The 22,775-nt window shown below is 64.5% G+C and carries 14 protein-coding genes and 1 riboswitch; of the genes, 7 read left to right on the plus strand and 7 right to left on the minus strand.

Annotated elements, in window-relative coordinates:
• Nucleotides 1-53: 53 nt before the first annotated feature.
• A complete protein-coding gene (locus A7D16_RS01565; protein WP_064629203.1) occupies nucleotides 54-536 on the minus strand; it encodes a hypothetical protein in 483 nt (160 codons plus the stop codon).
• Between the two features lie 196 nt (nucleotides 537-732).
• Between A7D16_RS01565 and ppa the strand changes: the two genes are divergently transcribed.
• Complete coding sequence (gene ppa / locus A7D16_RS01570) at nucleotides 733-1,269, plus strand: inorganic diphosphatase (RefSeq protein ID WP_064629205.1); 537 nt, start codon at nucleotides 733-735, stop codon at nucleotides 1,267-1,269.
• 113 nt (nucleotides 1,270-1,382) lie between these two features.
• Nucleotides 1,383-2,531: an HDOD domain-containing protein gene (locus A7D16_RS01575; RefSeq protein WP_064629207.1), complete on the plus strand. Its 1,149-nt coding sequence runs from the start codon at nucleotides 1,383-1,385 to the stop codon at nucleotides 2,529-2,531.
• A 460-nt stretch (nucleotides 2,532-2,991) separates the two neighbouring features.
• Here the strand turns inward: A7D16_RS01575 and A7D16_RS01580 are convergent, their stop codons facing one another.
• The 6 genes from A7D16_RS01580 to ggt form a co-directional block, all read right to left on the minus strand.
• Nucleotides 2,992-5,961 (minus strand): TonB-dependent receptor plug domain-containing protein, encoded by a 2,970-nt coding sequence (locus A7D16_RS01580; protein WP_064629209.1) that lies wholly within the window; start codon nucleotides 5,959-5,961, stop codon nucleotides 2,992-2,994.
• Nucleotides 5,962-6,009: 48 nt separating this feature from the next.
• Nucleotides 6,010-6,903, minus strand: coding sequence for a helix-turn-helix domain-containing protein (locus tag A7D16_RS01585; RefSeq protein WP_064629211.1), 894 nt, complete (start codon nucleotides 6,901-6,903; stop codon nucleotides 6,010-6,012).
• A gap of 110 nt (nucleotides 6,904-7,013) precedes the next feature.
• A complete protein-coding gene (locus A7D16_RS01590) occupies nucleotides 7,014-9,353 on the minus strand; it encodes a winged helix-turn-helix transcriptional regulator (protein ID WP_082925688.1) in 2,340 nt (779 codons plus the stop codon).
• 423 nt (nucleotides 9,354-9,776) lie between these two features.
• The gene (thiC, locus tag A7D16_RS01595; protein ID WP_064629215.1) at nucleotides 9,777-11,654 is read right to left on the minus strand and encodes a phosphomethylpyrimidine synthase ThiC; all 1,878 of its coding nucleotides are present in this window, start codon (nucleotides 11,652-11,654) and stop codon (nucleotides 9,777-9,779) included.
• A gap of 115 nt (nucleotides 11,655-11,769) precedes the next feature.
• Nucleotides 11,770-11,867: riboswitch (TPP riboswitch) on the minus strand.
• Between the two features lie 453 nt (nucleotides 11,868-12,320).
• Nucleotides 12,321-14,159 (minus strand): methyl-accepting chemotaxis protein, encoded by a 1,839-nt coding sequence (locus tag A7D16_RS01600; protein WP_064629217.1) that lies wholly within the window; start codon nucleotides 14,157-14,159, stop codon nucleotides 12,321-12,323.
• A gap of 78 nt (nucleotides 14,160-14,237) precedes the next feature.
• The gene (gene ggt, locus A7D16_RS01605; RefSeq protein WP_064629220.1) at nucleotides 14,238-15,947 is read right to left on the minus strand and encodes a gamma-glutamyltransferase; all 1,710 of its coding nucleotides are present in this window, start codon (nucleotides 15,945-15,947) and stop codon (nucleotides 14,238-14,240) included.
• A 653-nt stretch (nucleotides 15,948-16,600) separates the two neighbouring features.
• On the opposite strand from ggt, the gene ilvC reads away from it, so the two are divergent.
• From ilvC to A7D16_RS01630, 5 genes are all read left to right on the plus strand, one after another.
• Nucleotides 16,601-17,602 carry a ketol-acid reductoisomerase gene (gene ilvC / locus A7D16_RS01610; protein ID WP_064629222.1) on the plus strand — a complete coding sequence of 334 codons (1,002 nt, stop codon included), beginning with the start codon at nucleotides 16,601-16,603 and terminating at the stop codon, nucleotides 17,600-17,602.
• 43 nt (nucleotides 17,603-17,645) lie between these two features.
• A complete protein-coding gene (gene ilvG, locus A7D16_RS01615; protein WP_064629223.1) occupies nucleotides 17,646-19,367 on the plus strand; it encodes an acetolactate synthase 2 catalytic subunit in 1,722 nt (573 codons plus the stop codon).
• Nucleotides 19,351-19,608, plus strand: coding sequence for an ACT domain-containing protein (locus A7D16_RS01620; RefSeq protein ID WP_064629225.1), 258 nt, complete (start codon nucleotides 19,351-19,353; stop codon nucleotides 19,606-19,608). The genes ilvG and A7D16_RS01620 overlap by 17 nt, the downstream gene beginning before the upstream one ends.
• Before the next feature lie 153 nt (nucleotides 19,609-19,761).
• Nucleotides 19,762-20,832: a threonine dehydratase gene (locus tag A7D16_RS01625; protein ID WP_239686926.1), complete on the plus strand. Its 1,071-nt coding sequence runs from the start codon at nucleotides 19,762-19,764 to the stop codon at nucleotides 20,830-20,832.
• Nucleotides 20,829-22,391: a 2-isopropylmalate synthase gene (locus A7D16_RS01630; protein WP_064629229.1), complete on the plus strand. Its 1,563-nt coding sequence runs from the start codon at nucleotides 20,829-20,831 to the stop codon at nucleotides 22,389-22,391. Before A7D16_RS01625 ends, A7D16_RS01630 begins: the two co-directional genes overlap by 4 nt.
• The last annotated feature ends 384 nt before the right edge of the window (nucleotides 22,392-22,775 follow it).

The following is a 22,775-nucleotide window of genomic DNA, read 5'->3' on the forward strand; positions in this document are numbered from 1 at the left end:
GCTCTGGCTGGAGAGCCCAGCCTGCCCTGCAGAGCCCGTGCCTCGGCCAGCCATCACAGGCAGCCGATCAAACCGTCGTAGATCGGCGGCGCGCCGCCCGGCAGCGGCTCGAACAGTGGGTTGGTCACTGCCAGCGTGCGATACATCTCGTCCAGGCGGGTGCCGGCCTTCAGGGGCGCTGTGCAGCGCCAGACGCGGCTATCCGAGCGCAGGTAGCCGCTGCGGGGGTCGACGCTGACCTCGCTGGCGCCGAAGGTCCAGATGCAGCTACGCACCACCCCGGTGACGCGATGGACCGAGCAACGGAAGCGCAACGGCTGATAGTCGCTGAATTCGCCACCGCAAAAGGTGTCGCCGCAGATATTGTCGAAATCGCGCTCCAGCCGCTGTTCCAGATCGATGAAGGCTTCCCAGCCCTCGCCATTGGCCGGCCAGTCCACCGCATCCACGTAGGTCGGCGGGGGCGTTGCCGCAGCGGCAACCTGGGCAGTGAGGGACAGCAGCAAGACAAGGAGCAGACGCGCGAGCCTGGACATGGCACTTCCTATGCAGTGGATGAGCCTTCAGCGTGCGCCGCGGCTCAGGCCGCAACGATCGGGAAGACGCCCGTGATGAATGCGGGCTATGCCGCATGCGCCGGTCAGAACATTGCCCATTCAGTGTCGCTGCATCGCAACAGCCGAACGCGTAGAATCGCGCTCCACACACTGCTGACGCCTTGGAGCTACCCGCATGGGCCTTGAACTGGTCACCTCTGGCAAGAACCTGCCGGAAGAAATCAACGTCGTCATCGAAATCCCAAAGGATTCCGAGCCGGTCAAGTACGAAGTGGACAAGGCCAGCGGCGCGATCTTCGTCGACCGCATCCTCTCCACCCCGATGCGTTACCCCTGCAACTATGGCTACGTTCCCAACACCCTGTGCGGCGATGGCGACCCGGCCGATGTACTGGTGGTGCTACCGCTGCCGCTGGTGCCGGGCTCGGTGGTGCGTTGCCGTCCCGTCGGCGTGCTGCGCATGAGCGACGAGGCCGGAAGCGACGAAAAGATCCTGGCCGTGCCGATCGAGAAGATCTTCTCCGGCTATGCGCATATCGAAGACATCGCCCAGGTGTCCAGCCACTGGATGGAACGCATCGGCCATTTCTTCGAGCATTACAAGGATTTGGAGAAGGGCAAGTGGGTCAAGCTGGACGGTTGGGGCGGTGCGGCCGAGGCCAAGCGCATTCTGGTGGAGTCGGTGGAACGCTACAATTCCGACGCACCCTGATCCATCGACCGTGATGCAGCCCTGCACATGCAGGGCGATCGGGATCACGCTTTTGGCGTGATCCCGGTGACCGCCGGCGGCAGATTGGGTACATTGCCGACAGCGTTTGGCCGGTGTCTGTCACCGGTGACTTCTGGGGAAGTGTCTTGCGTATTCTGTTTGTTGGGGACGAAGCCAGTCTTCCGTCCGACCTTGTCGACTACGTTGCCGATCTCGGCGACCAGTGGCAGGCGCAGCAGGTGGCCGATGGGAATTCGGCGATCGAAGCTGCCGCGCTGTCGCCGTTCGACGCGGTCATCGTTGCACCGATCTTGCCGGACCTGACTGCCGCCACCTTGCTGGGGCAGATCCGCACGCTGCGTCCGGACACCATTCGTGTCGCCCTGATCGATGCGCAGGACGGCCAACGCACGCCGCCGGCCCGCATCATCGGCGTTGCGCATCGTTTCCTGCCGATGCCGCTGGCACCGGAAGTGCTGCTTGAAGCGGTGACCAGCCTGGAGGAGCTGCGCGATCTGCTCAGCAACCCGCGCCTGCGCGCGGCTATCGGGCGCATCGAAAAACTGCCTTCGCCACCGCACCTGTATCTGAGCCTGATGCACGCGCTGGAAGAAGACGATGGCGCCGATGCCGCCGACATCGCCAAGCTCATCGCCGGCGACCCGGCGATTGCGGCGAAGGTGCTGCAACTGTGCAATTCGGCGTTCTTTTCCGGCGGCCGCAGCATCACCGATCTGCGCACGGCTGTGACCCGCCTGGGCGTGGCGACGCTGCGCGATCTGGTGCTGGCCAGCGAAGTGTTTTCGATCCAGACGCTCACCCCGGCCGAGCGCAGTGCGATGCAGCGCCGCGCCCTGCTCTCCTCGCGCCTGGCCGCCAAGGTGCTGCCGCCGACCAGCGCCGAACTTGGATCCACCGCAGCGCTGCTGGCCGACATTGGCCTGCTGCTGCCCGGCGTGCGCGACGAGCGCGAGCCGCCAGCCGAAGGCGGCGACGAACGCCTGGGCCACACCGAAGCCGGCGCGTACCTGCTCGGCCTGTGGGGCCTGCCGATGCCGATCATCGAAGCGGTGGCGTTCCATCGCCATCCGCAACGCTCCAGCCTGCGCAGCTTCTGGGTCACCGGTGCAGTGCATGTGGCCACGGCCCTGGCCAGTGGCGAAGCCGTGGACGAAGAGTATCTGACCAAGGTCGGCGTCATCGCTCGTCTACCGGCCTGGCGCGAACAGGCCGATACGTTGCTGGGGCTTGCTGAGGCGTAAGCGGCGGCGGTGAAGGCAGCGATGGAAATAACGAAAAGGCGCGATGACATCGCGCCTTTTTCTTTGGCATTTCGCCGTCACGGGACACCCGTAGGATGCATGACGGGCGTCGGAGGCGCACTGACTTATGGCAACGTCAGCAACCGCGCGATCAGCAACGAACCGCTGGCATGCAGTGCCTGAAGTCACTGCTGTCCAAATCAACCTGGTGTTGCGGCGATCGAATTCTTACCTGCGCACCCGGACGATGGTAAACCACGCGCGCACGTGCCGTGTCGTGCGCGATGCGTTTGCGACAAAGCTCTGGAAGCATCTTGTACGCGCCGTACCGGCAGCGAACCACGTTCCTGATCATCATCGCGTCGCATAGGCACGCAGCGTTGAGAGACGATCAGTGACAAACACAAAAAAAGCGGGCCTTTCGGCCCGCTTTTTCGACTCACTTACAACGCTTCGGTGATCAGAAGCGCTGGTTGTACTGCACGAACAGGAAGCGGTCGTAGTCGAGCATCGGATCGATCGCCGCGGTGCTGCTGTTGGTGATCGAATAGGTGATCGGCGGCTGCCTGTTCCAGATATTGCGGGCACCAACGGTCACGCTGCCATCCCACGGAGCCTGCCAGGTGACCGAGACGTCCTGATAGGAGATCGAGCCCTTCTTGTTGGCGCCCGTACCGCCACCCCATGCCGGGTTCGAAGTCTGGTAGCCCGGATCGTTGCATTCAATGCCAGCCGCTGCGTCCCAGCAGTAGTCGCGGAAACCGCCGTAGTAACGCAGGTTCCAGTTGGCCGACAACGCACCCAGCGACCAGTCCAGGCCCAAGGTGGCGCGCACGCGCGGGAAGTTCCAGTAGCCGGCAGAGTTTTCCCACTGGGCACCGGCTTCTGCCTGCGACTTGTAGGTCGCCAGGTAGTTGGTATCCAGGTTGACAGCGAACTTGCCGTACGCGGTTTCCGGCATGCGGTACCGCACACCGAAGTTGTAGCCTTCGGTTTCCAGACGGCCCAGGTTGACGTTGCCGCGGCTCAGCGTGGTGACCTGCCCGGTGACCGCGTCGCGACCGTAGTCGGCACAGTAGCTGGCAAGGCTGTTGAGGTAGCAGTTGTTCAACACATCATTGGCCGAGAGCGCGGTGATGATGTTGGAAATCGAAATGCGGTACCAATCCAGCGAGAAATCCAGACCCTGCACCCAATGCGGGCTGTACACCATACCGACGGTACGGGTGATGCTGTTTTCCGGCTCGAGTTCGGCATTGCCGACGCCCGAATTGAACGGGGCATTGCCCTGCACGTCGCGACGCGTCACCGGGTTGCCTGCAGTATCGGTCTGACGGAAACCAGCCGGCAGGCCTTCGCCGGCGCAGCGTGCTGCCACACCCGCATTGCCCAGCGAGCCGAAGGTGGCATCGCACGGGTCGGTGAAGGTGTCGAACGTCTGCGAGCCGCCACCGAAGGTGTCGGCCAGCGTCGGCGCACGGAAACCGGTGCCGTAGGTACCACGCACAAGCAGGTCGTCGATCGGCTTCCAGGTGAAGCTGAACTTGCTGTTGGTGGTGTCGCCGAAACGGCTGTAGTTGCTGTAACGCGCAGCCACGTCGAACGACAGTTCCTTGGCGCCCGGCAGATCCTTCAACACCGGAATCAACAGCTCCAGATAGGCTTCGTTGGTCTGGTAGCGACCTTCGGTTGCCTGTGCGGCCAGGTCGGTGGTGTAACCGGCGCTGGACAGCTGATCCGGGTAGTCGTAACCGCTGATCTCGCGATGTTCGAAACCGGCCGCAAAGCCCAGCTCACCCGCCGGCAAGTCGAACAGGCCACCGGTGATGTTGGCGGTCCACTGCTTGCTCAGGCTCTGCTGCGTGGCCTGGCCCAATGCATTGATGTACTGCAGCGCGTTCGGCGTGGAGGCCGACGGGCCACCCAGGATATTGAACGGGGTGCACTGGCCCAGCGCATTGCTGGTACCCAGCGCGATCGGAGCCGCTGCGGTACCGCACTGCACCTGACCCTGTGCATTGAGGAACGACGGACCCAGTGCCTTCTGCAACGCCAGCAAGTTGATGTTGCCGCGCGAAACCTGCGTCACATCGTACTTGTTGTAGTTGAAGCCCACGTCCCAGTTCCAGCCGTGGCTGCCGACGTCGAACACGCCTTCGAGCGCGGCGTCGAAGTGGGTGGACTTGACGTTGCTTTCGGTGGTGCGCGGCAACTCGATGGTACGGCGGAACCAGCTATTGATGTCCTGACCGATCGGGTTGTAGTAGCTGCTACCACTGATTGCCACCGGGAACTGCGGCTGCGAGGTCGCCTGCAGCGGGTAGCCGGCAATCTGACGAAGGGACTCACGCTCGGAGTACATCGCGGTCGACTTGAAGGTGATGCTGTCGGTGATGTTGTAGCTACCGCTGGTGAAGACCGACTTGTTCTTGCTGGACTGCTGCAACATCATCTGGTCGACGGAGTTGTAGTAGTCATCCACGCCAGCGCCAACGTGATAGTTCGACAGGCTGCGCGAATCGGCGCCGACGCCCTTGCCATCAAACGAACCGGTATGGTTGAGCACCCACTGGTTGGGGGACCATGCACCCTCGCCAGCACCGACGACATTGCCGTCGGTATCGAGATAGTTGCCAGCGCCAGGCGTACCCACTGCACGCGGATCGTTGAAACGACCCCACGGGCCGGTCGCGCTCAAGCTGTCTTCGATATGGTTCGGCCCGGAGGAGTAACGGGTCAGCGCGCGGTCCTTGGCCCACACCGGATCTTCCTGGGTGTAGTTGACGCCAAACACCAGCGAGGAGCGCTCGTTGGTGGTGCCTGCGGTGAAGGAGTACTGCTCCTTGGAACCGTCGCCGCGGCCGTTCTGACCGAAGTACGCCGACGCTTCGGCACCTTCGTAGTTCTGGCGCAGGATGATGTTGACCACGCCGGCCACTGCGTCGGAGCCATAGATCGCCGAGGCGCCGTCCTTCAGGACTTCGATGCGCTCGATCAACGAGCTGGGAATGGTCGACATATCGCTCAAACCAGCCAGGCTGCTAGTCCAACGCTTGCCGTTCACCAACACCAGGGTACGGTTCTCACCCAGGTTGTAGAGATTGACGTACTGGCCGCCCTGCTCCGCGTTGGAGCTCAGCACTGCTGCCTTGCTGAAGGTCTGGGTGCCGGCGATCGAGAGGTTCTGGAGGATGTCGCCAACGCTCACCAGGCCGGACTTCTGAATGTCCTGCTGGGTGACAGTGAACACCGGCTGTGCGGTTTCAAGGTCGACCGAGCGGATGCGCGAGCCGGTGATTTCGATGCGGTCCAGCGTCGTGGTCGACGGGGCGGACTGCTCTTGTGCGTTGGCGGCAAAAGCCGGCGTCAACGCGATCGCAATACCGGCGGGCAACAGGCCCAGCCGCACTGCGGAGGTGCGAAGGTTCATCAATCTCTCCAGGGTTCGTTAGTGGCGCGTTAAGCGCCCCCGTGCAAATTACGATTGCGTGAACGCCGTCGCTTTGCGCGTCACGTTCCCTGGCTTTGCCGAATCTGGCGGATTCGAAGTTTGGTCGCGGTAATGCGATGCGGAGACACCGAAACGCGCACGAAACGCCCGTGCGAAGCTGCAGCAATTGTCGAAGCCGCTTGCTGCCGCAACCTCGCCGATCATCATCGAGGTATCGCGCAGCAAATCCGATGCGCGTTCCAGGCGCAGGCGTGCCGACAACGCCTGCGGGCTCTCTTCATACAGACTCTGAAACGTCTTGGAGACATACCAACTGGAGAAGTTGGTCAGCTGCGCCAACTCGCTGATACGCACCACCCTGTCGCTGTTGCCTTCCAGATACAGCCGTGCACGCTGCATGCGGCCGAACACCTGACGACGACGGCTACGCGAGCGCCCCGGACAACGCTGCTCCTGCTCGGTGAAGTCGCGCTGCATCGCTGCCAGATGCAGCAGCAGCGGGCGTGCCGATGCGCTACCGCTCTGCGCGGCAGCGTTACGCCATAGCCGCAACGCAATGCGCAAATCGTTGCGCGCCAACTGGCTGCGGCCCGGATACAGCGTGGCGTCGGTCAACTCGGTCAGCGATTGCAGGCTGTCGCCATCCAGGCTGACGCCCACGCACAGTGCGCTGCGGTCTGCCTGCACGGTGGGGTGTGAGTCCTTGTCGAACGCGATCCAGTCGCCGGCACGCAAACGGAAGCGGCCTTCCTTGGATTCCACCCATGCACGTCCGCGCAACTGCACCCATACGGTGAAGGTCGCTGCGCTGGTACGGATGCTGCCGAGCCGCGAGACTGCCAGACAGGTGGTCGATGTCGACTCGCTGGCGCTATCCAGCGCGACCGCAAGCCCGCGGTCGGCGGTGATGACCTGTTGCATGTTGGCAGCCCCTTGTACAAAAGAGGGCGTAGTGTTTTGCCGAATCTGGCGTCAGTCAGGAAGTTCTGACGAAGCTGTACCGAAATTGCGACGAAGCCTTTCCGAAAAACTTACGAAGCAATTTTTCTCAACGCCCACAACAGGTTGGCGATGACGCCAACAGGTGCCGAAGAGCGCTGCGGCAGCGGCATGTAGGCAATCGCGCTGCCATCTTCTTCGGCCAGGGCGACGTACAGCGCGCCATCGTGCTGGTCCAGACTGAAACCATTGATCGTGGTGAACTTGGCCACATCCAGGCACTGCCCGCGACCGCTGCGCAGCTCACCGTCGTACGTCGCGCAAGTGTCGGTGGAGGTCAGGTAATGCAGCTGACCATGCATGCCCGGCGCCCAGCTGCGATAACGCCAGCGCGATGGCTGCCGCGGGTCGATCACCTGCAAGGTCCCGGCGTCCAGCGACGGCGCGATTTGCCATAACCCGCCACCACTTAGCCGGGTGAGCAACACCTGCCCGCTGCCCCGGTCCAGCCGCATCTGCGAAACATCCTGCAGGGATGCCAGCGCGCGCCAGGGACTGCTGCGCCGGTCGTACAGTGTGGCGAAGGTATGCCCGTCGTTTGCGGCGGCAAGCACCAGCAGTTGGTCGGGATCGGGAAGGTGGATCGCCTGCAACGGGCGCGGCTGCGGCACCGGCAGTCGCACCACCTTGCCGCTGCCCGGGGTCACTTCGAACAGCGCCGCATGCCCGCCGGCATCGCTGCCGCTGACCAGCACGCGTTGCGAATCGGCAGACCAGTCGGCGGCCTGACGCGCATCCGGACGCAGCCCTTCGATCAGGCGCACCGAGCCGGGTTTGGTGACATCGCCCCACCACAATCCATACGTGCCAGACCGGTTGGACGCAAAAATCAACTGACGCCGATCCGGCGCGATCATCGGCTGATCGTCGCGCCCGCCGGAAGGAAACAGGCGGCGCCGGATGTAGCCACCATTCATGGTGTCGGCAATGACCTGATACACGCCGAATTGCGGTTTGCGTTGCACGAACACCAGATGGCCCTGCGCCACGTCCGGCGCCTGCGCATCGTCCACGCCCAGGTCGTGCAGGCTGCGGTCGTGCAAATCGAGCCGATACAAGCGCGCCTCGCTGTCCACACGACGCCCGAAGATCAGGCCGCTGCCATCGGGCAACCAGCTCCAGCCACGGATATCGGCATTGTCGTAGGTGAGTCGTTCGGCACTGCCGCCCTGGGCGGGTATCCGCCACAGATCGCCCAGCTGCGGATTACGCAGGAACACGATCCAATGCCCATCGGGCGAATAACGCGGCGCGTAGTCGAAGTCATGCAATTGCGCGGGATAGTCCAACGTCTGCCACCGCCCGGTTTCCAGATCCAGGCGCCGTATGCGTGCGGCGCCGCGCGTGCCGGTCATGCTGCCGAACACCAGCGCGCGCCCATCCGGCGACCAGCTGAAACTCAGCATGTCCGCGCCGTCGCACCGCACCACTTCGCGTGCCGCCGCAGCCACTGTGGCGGCGGCGATCATGACCCGACAGCTGCCATCGGGCGCCTTTCTGGAAAAAGCGATCTCGCGCCCATCCGGCGACCACGCCGGCAGGCGATCGGAGACGCCCGGCGCAGGCGTATCCAGCACGCGCGGGTAGGCGTTGTCCGTGGTCTTGACCAGGATCGAGGTGCCGGGGCGATGGCGGGTCAGCGAGGCATACGCCACCATCGCGCCATCCGGCGACAGGCTTGGCGTCAGATCGAAGCCGCCGCCTGCGGTAATCACCTGATACGGCCGCTTGGGGCTGCCCAGTACGGCAGACGCCTGCGCGGCCTCAGGAGCAGGGGCACGCAGCCAGACGGTACGTACCGCCAGGCCCAGCACCACCAACAATGCCGCGCTGGCGATGGCCAGCGCCATCCAGCGCCGCTGCCGCGATGCCAGCGACGCCGCTGCTATCGGCGCTACGGGTTGGCCGGATGCGCCTGGGGAGGGTTGGGCGCCGCCACCGGAGGGGTTGGGGGCAGACGCCCCACCATTGCCGGTTTCTGCCCACTCCGGCGCGCGTGAACCAAGGTTGTCCTGCGGCAGCGTTGTCGATGCGTGTGCCTGCGCTTCCCATGCCACCGTCGCCATCAGGCGATAGCCGGTCTTGGCAATCGTCTCGATATGCTCCGAGCGCTGCCCGCCATGCGTGGCAAGTGCCTTGCGCAGCTGCGTGACCGCCTGGGTCACCACATCGTTGGTCGGCAAGGTATCGGGCCACACCTCGGCAAGCAGCTGCTCGCGTGTGACTACCTGGCCTGGCTGTCGCGCCAGGGTCACAAGCACGGCCAGGGATTTTGGCGCCAGGCGTAGCGGCCGTTTGGCGCCCGGTGCATGCACTTCGCGCGAGGCAATGTCGACCACGCACTGGCCGACACGTAGCCGGCCCGATGGCACTGCATTAGCGGGAGGAACACTCATTGGCAAAAAAACACGCATCGACATGCAAGAACTACGAAAGAGCGCATCACGCAATGCGCGAAACGCCAAATTCAGCAAAGGAGTACGACCAACTGTGTCATGCATCCATTTGGTGCAAATTTTACGCTATGCCTCGTTGCTTCCTACAACAGGCGGCAGCGTCAGGCTCTCTCTCTCTCGCCGACGAATTCAAATAATTACGACGTACCCTTCGCGCCTTCTGGCGCGTTTTTTTATCTGCGATTCAGCTAAATCCGCTGAAACGTTGATCCGCAGTAATCGCTTGCAACGCAGCAGTACCGCGGCACTTGCGCACCGCGACAGGATCTGCACAGCACTAAGCTGAATTTCTGCTAAGCGGGCACCGCATTACTTTCTGAAACTTCTGCATGTAACGCATCACAAGGCGCGATAAACCTGCGCGCCCTGCTCCAGAAACTGCGTCGATTTCTCCTGCATCCCCGCCGACACCGCGTGCTCTGCGGCCATGCCGTGCTCGGCCGCGTAATCGCGCACGTCCTGGGTGATCTTCATGGAACAGAAGTGCGGCCCACACATCGAGCAGAAGTGCGCCAGCTTGTGCGCGTCCTTGGGCAGGGTCTCGTCGTGAAACTCCTTGGCCTTCTCTGGATCCAGGCCAAGGTGGAACTGGTCGTCCCAGCGGAACTCGAAACGCGCCTTGCTCAAGGCGTTGTCGCGTACCTGCGCACCCGGGTGCCCCTTGGCGAGGTCTGCCGCATGCGCAGCGATCTTGTAGGCCATGATGCCGTCGCGCACGTCCTGCCGGTTGGGCAGACCCAGATGCTCTTTCGGTGTGACGTAGCAGAGCATCGCCGTGCCGAACCAGCCGATCATGGCCGCGCCGATCGCGCTGGTGATGTGGTCGTAGCCGGGCGCGATGTCGGTGGTCAACGGCCCCAGGGTGTAGAACGGCGCCTCGCCGCACTCGCGCAGCTGCTTGTCCATGTTCTCCTTGATCAACTGCATCGGCACATGGCCCGGACCTTCGATCATGGTCTGCACATCGTGCTTCCAGGCAAGCGTGGTCAACTCACCCAGCGTTTCCAGCTCGCCGAATTGCGCCGCATCGTTGGCATCGGCAATACAGCCCGGGCGCAGGCCATCGCCCAGCGAAAACGCCACGTCATAGGCCTTCATGATCTGGCAGATGTCTTCGAAGTGGGTGTAAAGAAAGTTTTCCTTGTGATGGGCCAGGCACCACTTGGCCATGATCGACCCACCGCGCGAGACGATACCGGTGACACGCTTGGCCGTGAGCGGCACGTAGCGCAACAGCACACCGGCATGGAGGGTGAAGTAATCCACGCCTTGTTCGGCCTGCTCGATCAAGGTGTCGCGGAAGATCTCCCAGGTGAGTTCTTCGGCACGCCCGTCGACCTTTTCCAGTGCCTGATAGATCGGTACCGTGCCGATCGGCACCGGCGAATTGCGGATGATCCACTCGCGCGTTTCGTGGATGTGCTTGCCGGTGGACAGGTCCATGACCGTATCGCCGCCCCAGCGGATCGCCCACACCAGCTTTTCCACTTCTTCGGCGATGCCCGAAGACACCGCGCTGTTGCCGATGTTGGCGTTGATCTTGGTCAGGAAATTGCGCCCGATGATCATCGGTTCGCTTTCCGGGTGATTGATGTTGTTGGGCAAGATCGCGCGGCCGCGTGCAATCTCGTCACGCACGAACTCCGGCGTGATGCGGTGCTGGATCGCCGCACCGAACGACTCGCCCGGATGCTGCTTGCGCAAGATCGCATCGGTCACCGCGTCCAGGCGCTGATTTTCGCGGATCGCCACGAACTCCATCTCGGGGGTGATGATGCCGCGTCGCGCGTAGTGCATCTGGGTGACGTTGGCGCCTTCGCGCGCCACCCGCGGCAAGCGCCGCGCCGGAAAGCGCACCGCATCCAGCCGCGCATCGTGCTCACGGCCGCGCCCGAAGCTGGAGCTCAATCCGTCCAGCGCCACGGTATCGCCGCGCTCGGCAATCCATTGCGTGCGCAGCGGCGCCAGACCGGCAGCCAGATCGATGGCCGCCTGTGGATCGGTGTAAGGCCCGGAGGTGTCGTAGACGCTGAGCGGCGGATTGTCTTCGCCACCGAACAAGGTGGGCGTACGCGTCAACGCGATCTCGCGCATCGGCACCTGCAGATCCGCGCGTGAGCCTTGCACGAAGATCTTGCGTGAACCGGGAATCGGCTGGGTCACAGCCTGGGACAGCGACTGGGCTTGTTGCTGCAAAACGGTGGGCGCGGCATGCATGGCGTTCGTCCTGTGTGCTGGAAAACCAGCACCAATGGCGCTGGCTCTGCGAAGAAGTCGCAGTGCGGACGAAGCGGCGGCGCTCAACACTCAGGTGACCGTGCAGGCACGGACCCTCGCATCTAACGAAGCTTCCCTACGCCGGTATGAGCCGGATCAGGTTCGAAGGGACTATCTCAACCGCAGCACGCCGCGGTACCCCCACTTCGGCGGCGATTAAACCACATCGCCTCCGCTGGCGGCAGACACGCATGCGCAATGCTGCAGAGCAACCTGAAAAGCACGCGGGGCCATACGGCAGGCCGCATTGCTCTGGTCGATCTAAATCCGAAGGCAAACCGCGCGGCGTGAGTTTCCCGCCGATGGAACAAACGGCGCCCTCGGGTTCGCGGCACTTGTTAACGCAACCAGATCGCGGCCTGCAACACATCGGTAATGTGGTGACGGCGGCCACATCCGCCGGAGCGCTGCACACCACCCTAGGCTGAACGCAACGCTCGGCACTTCCCCGGTGACATGCGCAGACATTTCCACGGCACACCGTGCAACTAGCCTGCCTGCACTACAACAAGAAACCTGCGCGCGCTCCCTGTCGCCGATTCCGGCGGCTTTTTTTGGGTTGCCGCGTTGACGCACGACAGCCAGGGCCCGGCCGGATGCGGACGGTCACTCCAGGGTGTACCCCACCCGCAAGCCGCCCCAGTGCTTGCGACCGACGAAGATCGGGGCCGACAGGTCGAACATGATCTGCCCGGTGTCGCGGCGATAGACCTGCAGGCGGTACGGGTCGGTGTGCGCACCGACGCTCCGGCCGACGCGGTCGGTGAACTTGCGCTTGGTGCGGTTGCCGACCAGATCGCGCTTGGCATCGCCGGTCAGCGGTTGGGTGAAGCGCAGGTTGTGGGTGGGCACGTAGCCGTCGGGATTGGCGCAGATGGCGAATACGATCCACGGGTGCGCATCCAGCAACGGCTCCTGCAGCGGCGGCAACACCTGATCGCAGACCGCGTCGAAGTCGGTACTGAACTTGGGCGGCTCCACGCCGGCGATCGGCGTATAGGTCCGCGCGAACAACGCCGCTTCGTCGATCTGACCGCGCGCAATGGCTTGCGCCAGGGCGGTGCCGATCTTGCCGGCCGTGGCGACCGCCAGTTCCTTGACCCGCGCGTGCCTGGGCACCTGCAGCGGGTCCGGCGGCAAGCGGAACAAGCCCACGCAATCGCGCAGGGTTTCGGTACCGCGCTCCAGCGCTTCGCTGCGTTCGGCCACATGCGCGGCGTGCTGCAGATTGCTGCGGCCCAGGGCCACCACGCCATCCACCGCGCGTTCGATCCCGCGGATCTCGCCGTCCTGCGCCTGGATGCGCCCGGCCACCGTGGTCATCGCGCTGCTGGCCTGCCCGAGGACGCGGGTGATGCCATCGAGCACTGCTTCGGTGCCGCGCGCGGAGGCCGCGCCCTCGCCCACTGCGGCGCTGGTCTCGGCCAGGATCGCGCGCACGTCGCGTGCCGCCGCGGCGGCGCGTTCGGCCAGACGGCGTATCTCGGTGGCGACCACCGCAAAGCCGCGGCCGGCATCGCCGGCATGTGCGGCCTCGATGCTGGCGTTGATCGACAGGATATTGGTCTGGAACGCCACCGAGTCGATGACCTCGATGACCTCGCCCGCACGTGCCGCACGGCGTTCCACTTCATGCATGGCCTGGCCCAGCGCGTGCGCCGCGGCCACGCCCTGGCGCGCGCTGTCGTCGGCGCTGGCCGCCAGCGCGATCACTTGCGCCAGTTCAGCATTAACGTCCTGCAGGCTGGACGACAACCGCTCCACGGCCGTGCGTGCGCCGTCCAGCGCCTCGGTCTGCGCCTGCGATTGACGCACCATCTCGTCATTTTCGGCCACCAGCGGCGGCACTTCGGCGGCAATCTGCACCGACAGCGCCACGGCTTGGCGGATCGCTTCGGCCAGATTGCCGAAGCCGGCCTGTAGCCGGCGGCCCATGTCGGTGTCCGCCAACCCGGGCGGCAACAGCAGTTCGAGTTCGCAGCCGGCCAGCGCCTGCGCGGTGCGCTCCAGCACCGTGCGGTCTTCATGTTCGGCGTGCAGGCGCGCCACCAACGGCTGCAACAGGGGCGAGATCGGCACCGGGCGGCTGCCATCGGCCAGCCGCGTGGCCTCGCGCAGCAGGATCGCGGTTTCCACGTGCGGCAGCGACAGCATCCAGCCGCCGTGCTCGCGATCGCGCACGTAGCGCACGCGCCGGGCCGGGTCGTCGCCCGGGGCGGCCCACACGCCGTCTTCGCCGACCAGATCGGCTGCGCTCAATCCCCATAACACCGACGCCGGCGCACCCTGCAGTTCGGCTGAAGTTTTGCCCAGTACATCCAGGCCGGCGCGGTTGCAGGCCACCAGGCAGGCCTCGGCAGACAGCCGCAGCAAGGCGACCGGCGCGTCCGGAAGCAGGGCCGCCTGGGTCTGCGACGGCGGGTCGGGCTGTTGCATCGAATTCATGAGGGCTCCTGCTCCATCACTTGATTAGCGGCGCGCTGCGCAAGGAATTGAGTAGCGCCCGCATTTACGTGAGTGCGCTCAGTATCCGGCCGCCTGGCCGTCCTTGCGGCTTTCCGAGGCACCGTAGTACACGCCGTTGGCCGGGTCGCGCGCGATCGCCTGATAACCGCCATACGGGCCGTCGGCAAAGATCACCCGGTGGCCTTTGCGCATCAGCCCGCGAATGGTGTCGTAGGAAAAACCGGTTTCCAGGTTGACCTCGCCGCCATCGCTCATCGCGGTGGCCTGGCCGGTGGGCTCGGTGGAGCCTTCGTGCTGGATACGCGGTGCATCGCCGGCTTCCTGCAGATTCATATGGAAGTCCACCAGGTTCATCACGATCTGCACATGCCCCTGCGGCTGCATCGCCCCGCCCATCACGCCGAAGCTCAGCCACGGCTTGCCGTCCTTGGTGACGAAGGCCGGGATGATGGTCTGGAACGGCCGCTTGCCTGGCGCGTAGCCGTTGGGGTGATCCTTCTTGAGCACGAACATCTCGCCGCGGTCCTGCAGGATGAAGCCCAGCCCCGGCGGCGCCATGCCGCTGCCCATGCCGCGGTAGTTGGACTGGATCAGCGACACCATCATGCCGTCGGCATCGGCCACGGTCATGTAGATGGTGTCGCCCTCTTCCAGCTGCTTGGGCGTGCCCGGTTGCACTTCCTTGAGTGCCTTGTCCATGGAGATCAGCCCGCGGCGCTGGGCCGCGTAGTCCTTGGACACCAGCTTGGCCAGCGGTGCGGGCTGGAACGCCGGGTCGGCATAAAAGCGCGCACGGTCGGCAAACGCCAGCTTCTTGGCCTCGGTGAACAGGTGCACATGCTCGGCCGAGCCGAACGGGATCTTGGAAAAATCGTAGCCTTCCAGAATATTGAGCATCTGCAAGGCGGCAATGCCCTGGCTGTTGGGTGGCAGTTCCCAGACGTCGTAGCCGCGATAGTTGGTGCTGACCGGCTCCACCCACTCGCCCTGATGGCTGGCCATGTCCTCGTAGCTGAGGTAGCCGCCATTAGCCTTGAAATAGGCGCCGATGGTGCGCGCGATGGCGCCCTTGTAGAACGCATCACGGCCGCCATCGGCGATCTGCTGCAGCGTATTGGCCAGGTTCGGGTTCTTCCACAGCTCGCCCTTGCGCGGGGCGTGGCCGTCGATGGTGAACTGCTCCTTGAAGCCGGGGTACTGCGACAGGCGCGGCACCGAACGGTCCCAGTAATAGGCAATGGTTTCGGCCACCGGATGGCCTTCGCGCGCGTAGCGGATGGCCGGCGCCAGATTCTGCGCCATCGGCTTGCGCCCGAAGCGCTCATGCAGGGCGAACCAGCCGTCCACCGCGCCCGGCACCGACACCGGCAGCGGGCCGGTCGGCGGAATGTCCTTCAGGCCGCGCCGCTGGAACTCGGCCAGGGTCAGCGACTTGGGCGAGCGGCCCGAGCCGTTGTAACCGTAAAGTTTGCTGGTCTTGGGGTCCCACACGATCGCGAACAGGTCCCCGCCTACGCCGTTGCCGGTCGGCTCCATCAGGCCCAGCGCGGCGTTGGCGGCAATCGCCGCATCCACCGCCGAGCCACCGTTCTTCATGACATCCAACGCGATCTGGGTGGCCAGCGGTTGCGAGGTGGCGGCCATCGCGTGCGGGGCGATGACTTCCGAACGGGTGGCGAAGGGCTGCCCGGTGATCCGATCGGCAGCGTTGAGAGGTGGCGCAAGCAGCGCCAAGGCAGACACCAACAACACAGGTACGCAACGCATGACAGAAAATCCCCGGACACAACGTGTGAGACGCCAACCATACCAGCGGGCCGGGCTGCCTCGTTCGGTACACGCTGCCCGGCACGTTGAATGCCGCGCAGATGGTGACCGCCGTCGGCGCTTGTTGTGTCAGGCCGATGCTGTTTCAGTGGTAACCATGCTGCTGCCGCACGGCTTTGCACGCATCTCTGCAGATCGATGCAGCGGTTTCATGCGCAAGGGTTGACACCCTGGCTGCCGCGATGGTTATCTCAGCTCCATGCACCACCGCCCCACCACCTCGAACGCCCTGATGTCCGCGCCTTCCGGCGCGTTGGCAGCCTCGCTTCTCGTGCTCGTACTTATTACCTCGCCAACCGGTGCGGGACGAGACTTCGTGTAGGCAACAGACACACAAGGCTTCGATCAGACCCCGCACCGGCAACGGCGCGGGGTTTCGCGTTTCAGGGACCACCAAAAGTTTCGAATGACATGAACGACATCACCAACATCGCCAGAACATCTACCAGCAACGCCCATCCCTGCGCTGCTGGCAGCGTCTGCATGTGCAGTGCCGTCGCGCATCCCCGCTTTGCTCAGCCGGCCAGTGTCTGCACTGCCGGCTGATCTCTTTCCACTGCAATCTCCACTGCCAACCCCGCAAGGACACCTTCATGAGCAACGACACCCAACCGAAAATCGCGATCATCGGCTACGGCAGCCAGGGCCGCGCGCATGCGCTGAACCTGCGCGATTCCGGCTTCGACGTCACTGTCGGCCTGCGTGCCGGTGGCCCGACCGAATCCAAGGCCCAGGCCGACGGCTTCACCGTCGTGGCGCCCTCAGAGGCGGTCAAGAGCGCCGACCTGGTCGCCATCCTGACCCCGGACATGGTGCAGAAGAAGCTCTATGAAGAGGTCATCGCCCCGAACATGAAACAGGGTGCCTGTCTGTTGTTCGCGCATGGCCTGAACGTGCATTTCGACATGATCACCCCGCGCGCCGATCTGGACGTGGTGCTGGTCGCGCCCAAGGGCCCGGGCGCGCTGGTGCGTCGCGAATATGAAATCGGCCGCGGCGTGCCGTGCATCTATGCGGTGTACCAGGACACCAGCGGCAAGGCCGAGCAGTTCGCGCTGACCTATGCCGGCGGCCTGGGCGGCGCGCGCGCCAACATCATCAAGACCACCTTCAAGGAAGAGACCGAAACCGATCTGTTCGGCGAGCAGGCCGTGCTGTGCGGCGGCGCCTCGTCGCTGGTGCAGGCCGGGTTCGAAGTGCTGGTGGAAGCCGGCTACCAGCCGGAAATCGCGTACTACGAAGTGCTGCACGAATTGAAGTTGATCGTGGACCTGTTCTATGAAGGCGGCATCACCCGCATGCTGGAATTCGTCTCCGAAACCGCGCAATACGGCGACTATGTCAGCGGCCCGCGCGTGATCGACGCCAGCACCAAGGCGCGCATGAAGGACGTGCTGACCGACATCCAGAACGGCACCTTCACCAAGAACTGGGTGGCCGAGTACGAAGCCGGCCTGCCGAACTACAGCAAGTTCAAGCAGGCCGATCTGGAGCACCCGATCGAGGAAGTGGGCAAGAAGCTGCGCGCCAAGATGGTGTGGCTCAACGGTCAGCAGCAGGCCGCCGCCGCACCCGCGAATCAACAGGCGGCGTAACGCCGCCGCCTCCCCCACCGCTTAAACCGAAGGTCCGCAACGCATGAACACCTCCGCACACAGCGCGCCCCGCAACGGCGCGCGCTGGCTGACGCAGGCCCTGGAAGCCGAAGGCGTGGAAACGCTGTTCGGCTATCCGGGCGGCACCATCATGCCGTTCTACGACGCCCTGGTGGATTCCAGGCTCAAGCACATCCTGGTCCGTCACGAGCAGGGCGCCGCACTCGCTGCCAATGGCTATGCACGTGCCAGCGGCCGGGTCGGCGTATGCGTGGCCACCTCCGGCCCCGGCGCGTCCAACCTGGTCACCGGCATCGCCGACGCGATGCTCGATTCGGTGCCGATGGTGTGCCTGACCGGCCAGGTCGCCACGCCGTTGCTGGGCACCGACGCGTTCCAGGAACTGGACGTGTTCGGCATGACCATGCCGATCGTCAAGCACAGCTTTCTGGTGCGGCGTGTGGAGGACCTTCCGGCAATGGTGCGCGAGGCGTTTCGCATCGCGCGCGAAGGACGTCCCGGGCCGGTGCTGATCGACCTGCCCAAGGACGTGCAGGTGGCCGATGCCTCGCATCTGCCGGTGCATGTTCCGGCCGCGGTGTTGCCGCCGCCGGCACCGGCGGATGCGAAACTGGCCGACGCACTGGCGGCGATCGCCGGTGCCGAGCGCCCGGTGGTGTACGGCGGTGGCGGGATTGCACTGGCCGGCGCTGTGGATGCATTCCGTCGCTTCGTCGAAGCCACCGGCATCCCGACCGCGCTGACCTTGCGCGGCCTGGGCGCGTTGCCGCATGCGCATCCGGATTACCTGGGCATGCTGGGCATGCACGGCACCCGTGCGGCCAATATGGCCATCCAGGAATGCGACCTGCTGGTGGTGGTGGGCGCACGGTTCGACGACCGTGCCACCGGCAAATTGAGCGAGTTTGCCCCGTTTGCGCGCGTCATCCATCTGGATGCCGACGCGTATGAAATCTCCAAGCTGCGCACCGCCGATATCGCGGTGCCCGGCGATGTGGCAACCAGTCTGAAAGCATTGAGTGCGGCACGTGGCAACTGCCAGGCCTGGCGCACGCGCTGTTTTGCCAACCGCGAAAAATTCGGCGCGCGTTACGACGCGCCCGGTACCGACATCTATGCCCCGGCGCTGCTGAAGCGCCTGAGCGAAGTGGCCCCGGCCGACACCATCATCGCCTGCGATGTCGGTCAGCATCAGATGTGGGTGGCCCAGCATTGCCGCTTCAACCATCCACGTAATCACCTCACCAGTGGCGCGCTGGGCACCATGGGCTTCGGCCTGCCGGCGGCGATGGGCGCGCAGTTCGCCTGCCCGGACCGTACCGTGGTACTGGTCTCCGGCGACGGCAGTTTCATGATGAATGTGCAGGAGCTGGTGACGATTGCGCGCTGCAAGCTGCCGGTGAAGATCGTGCTGCTGGATAACAGCTCGCTGGGCATGGTGCGGCAATGGCAGGAGCTGTTCTTTGCCGAGCGTTACAGCGAGATCGACCTGTCCGACAACCCGGATTTCGCGGCATTGGCGCAGGTGTTCGGCATCCCGGCCAAGCGCATCATCGCGCGCGGCGAGGTGGATGCGGCGCTGGCGGAGTTACTGGCCCAGCCCGGCCCCGGCCTGCTGCATGTGGCCATCGACGCACGCGCCAACGTGTGGCCGCTGGTGCCGCCCAACAACGCCAACAGCACCATGCTGGACAGCAATCCCGCACACGCGGCCAAGGAGACGACACATGCGTTACCGGCTTGACCTGGTGTTGAAGCCGGCCGAAGGCGCACTGGTGCGGGTGATCGGCATGACCGAGCGCCGCGGGTTTCGCCCGTGCGCGATCCAGGGCGCTGCTGCACCCGACGCTGCCGGGCGCTGGCATCTGCAACTGGACGTGGACAGCAGCCGTCCGCCCGAAACGCTGCGCCTGCAACTGGAAAAGGTGTACGACTGCGAGTCGGTGGTGATCACCGCATTGGATTCGGTCGAGGCGGCGGCATGACCATGCAGGCTTCGGGTACGCAGAGCCCGGTCACGCACACCTCGCGTGACCATCAGATCGCCGTCCGGAGGTGTCTTCTTCCGGATCGGCCGCGCGCGTGCCGCAATGCCTGATTCCGGCCGCCCTTCCGCACAGGAGCCAGAGGTAAGCGAGGTGGCCATCAGCGTGGCCGACGTACTGGCCGCACAGGCACGTCTGCGCAAGTACCTGTCGCCCACGCCACTGCATTACGCCGAGCGTTTCGGCGTGTGGTTGAAGCTGGAGAATTTGCAGCGCACCGGGTCCTACAAGGTGCGCGGCGCATTGAATGCGTTGCTGGCCGGGCTGGAACGCGGTGACGAGCGTCCGGTGATCTGCGCCTCGGCAGGCAATCACGCCCAAGGTGTCGCGTGGTCGGCCTATCGGCTGGGCGTGCAGGCCATCACGGTGATGCCGTTTGGCGCCCCGCAGACCAAGATCGCCGGCGTCGCGCACTGGGGCGCCACCGTGCGGCAACACGGCAACAGCTATGACGAGGCCTTTACGTTCGCGCGCGAACTGGCCGATCAGAACGGCTATCGCTTCCTGTCAGCTTTCGACGACCCGGACGTGATCGCCGGCCAGGGCACGGTGGGCATCGAGCTGGCGGCGCATGCGCCGGACGTGGTGATCGTGCCGATTGGCGGCGGCGGGCTGGCGTCCGGTGTGGCGCTGGCGTTGAAATCGCAGGGCGTGCGCGTTGTCGGCGCGCAGGTGGAAGGCGTAGATTCGATGGCCCGTGCGGTGCGCGGCGACTTCCGCGAAATCACTCCCGTCCCCACCCTGGCCGACGGTGTGAAGGTCAAGATTCCCGGTTTCCTCACCCGCCGCCTGTGCGCGAGCCTGCTCGACGATGTGGTGATCGTGCGCGAGGCAGAATTACGCGAAACAGTGGTGCGCTTGGCACTGGAAGAACACGTTATCGCCGAAGGTGCGGGGGCACTCGCCTTGGCCGCCGGTCGCCGCGTTTCAGGGAAACGCAAATGTGCGGTGGTCTCTGGCGGTAATATCGACGCCACCGTTCTGGCCACACTCTTGTCCGAAGTGCGGCCGCGTCCGCCACGCAAGCCGCGCCGTCGCAATACCGAGCGACTGCGTAACGAACGCAGCGCCAAGCCTTCACCCCACACACCCGTTCTTTCCCGCCCATCCGCAGTCGCTCCAACGCCTGTCACCGCCATCGCCGTAGAGGAGTCTTCCTGGTGAACACGACCGTATCCAACCAGACGCCGCGTATCCGAATTTTCGACACCACCCTGCGCGACGGCGAGCAATCCCCCGGCTGCAGCATGACGCCCCAGCAAAAGCTGGTGATGGCGCGCGCGCTGGACGAGCTCGGCGTGGACATTATCGAAACCGGCTTCCCGGCCAGCTCGCACTCCGACCGCGAAGCGGTCGCAATGATGGGACGCGAACTGCGGCGCCCTACGCTGGCGGTGCTGTCGCGCTGCCTGCAGGCCGATATCGAAACCTCGGCGCGCGTGCTGGAAGCGGCTGCCAATCCGCGCCTGCATGTGTTCCTGTCTACCAGCCCGTTGCACCGCGAGCACAAACTGCGGATGAGCCGCGAGCAGGTGCTGGAATCGGTGCACAGGCATGTGACATTGGCACGCAGCTACATCGACGATGTGGAATTTTCTGCCGAAGATGCCACGCGCACCGAAGAAGATTTCCTGGCCGAGGTCACGCGCGTGGCCATCGCCGCCGGTGCCACCACCATCAATCTGCCCGACACGGTGGGCTTCACCACGCCGGAAGAAATCCGCGGCATGTTCTCGCGCCTGATCGCCAGCGTGGAAGGTGCCGACAGCGTCATCTTCAGCGCGCACTGCCATAACGATCTGGGCCTGGCGGTAGCCAACTCGCTGGCCGCCATCGAAGGCGGCGCACGCCAGGTCGAATGCACCATCAATGGCATCGGCGAGCGCGCCGGCAACTGCGCGCTGGAAGAAATCACCATGGCGCTGAAGGTGCGCGGTGCGTTCTACAACATCGATAGCGACATCAACACGCCGCGCATCGTGTCCACGTCGCAGTTGCTACAGCGCCTGGTCGGCATGCCGGTACAGCGCAACAAGGCGGTAGTGGGCGGCAACGCGTTCGCGCACGAATCGGGCATCCATCAGCACGGCATGCTGCGCCACCGCGGCACCTACGAAATCATGCGCCCGGAAGACGTGGGCTGGGAGTCGTCGCAGATGGTGCTGGGCCGCCATAGCGGCCGTGCAGCGGTCGAGCAACGCCTGCGTGCATTGGGCTACCTGCTGGAAGAGGAAGAGGTCAAGCTGGTGTTCGAGCAGTTCAAGGCGCTGTGCGAGAAGCAGCGCGTGGTCACCGACGTGGATCTGCAAACATTGATGCAGGACGCCACCGTCCAGGAAGGCTATCGCCTGGCCTCGATGACCATCAGCGATGTCGGCAGCCGCGCGAATGCGCTGGTGGAATTGTCCGATCCGGAAGGCAATCGCGTCGCCGAAACTGCGCAAGGCAATGGTCCGGTGGATGCGCTATTCGGAGCGCTGGCCTCGGCCACTGGCGTGAAGCTGGAACTGGACAGCTACCAGGTCCACAGCGTGGGCATCGGTGCGGACGCACGTGGCGAAGCCAGCCTGAGCGTGCGCCACGAGGGTGTGGAATACGAAGGCACCGGCACCAGCAAGGACATCATCGAAGCCAGCGCACTGGCATGGCTGGATGTGGCCAACCGCCTGCTGCGTCAGCGCGAGCGCGGCGTGGTCGCCGGCAAGACCGCTGCGGTAGCGTAACACTGCTCATTCGCTGGACGATGCAAACCTGACGGCCGACGGAGTGATCCGCTGGCCGTTTTGGTGTTTGGTGATTGGTAATTTGAACGTCTTCTAAGAATGCTTGCTTGCCGATCAGCAGCCGCGAAGAGCGGGAGCGCGGCGTCGTGTCCAGGGGCGGGACCGTTGGCGGCATGGATGCCGCCAACAAGCCTCCAGGGACGGATTCACGGCGTGTCCCGACACCGGATGCGGCATCGCACGATCGACCAATACGCTTCTGTCGAAAAATTCTGTGCGCGACATCCCTCACTTCAATGCGAGTGCTTCGCTTGACTGATGTGATCAGACATGGAGAGCCACCAAACGAAAGTGGCTATCGCCCGAAGAACGATAGCCACCAGC

The sequence above is a fragment of the Xanthomonas nasturtii genome (genome assembly GCF_001660815.1).
Taxonomy (GTDB): Bacteria; Pseudomonadota; Gammaproteobacteria; order Xanthomonadales; family Xanthomonadaceae; genus Xanthomonas; species Xanthomonas nasturtii.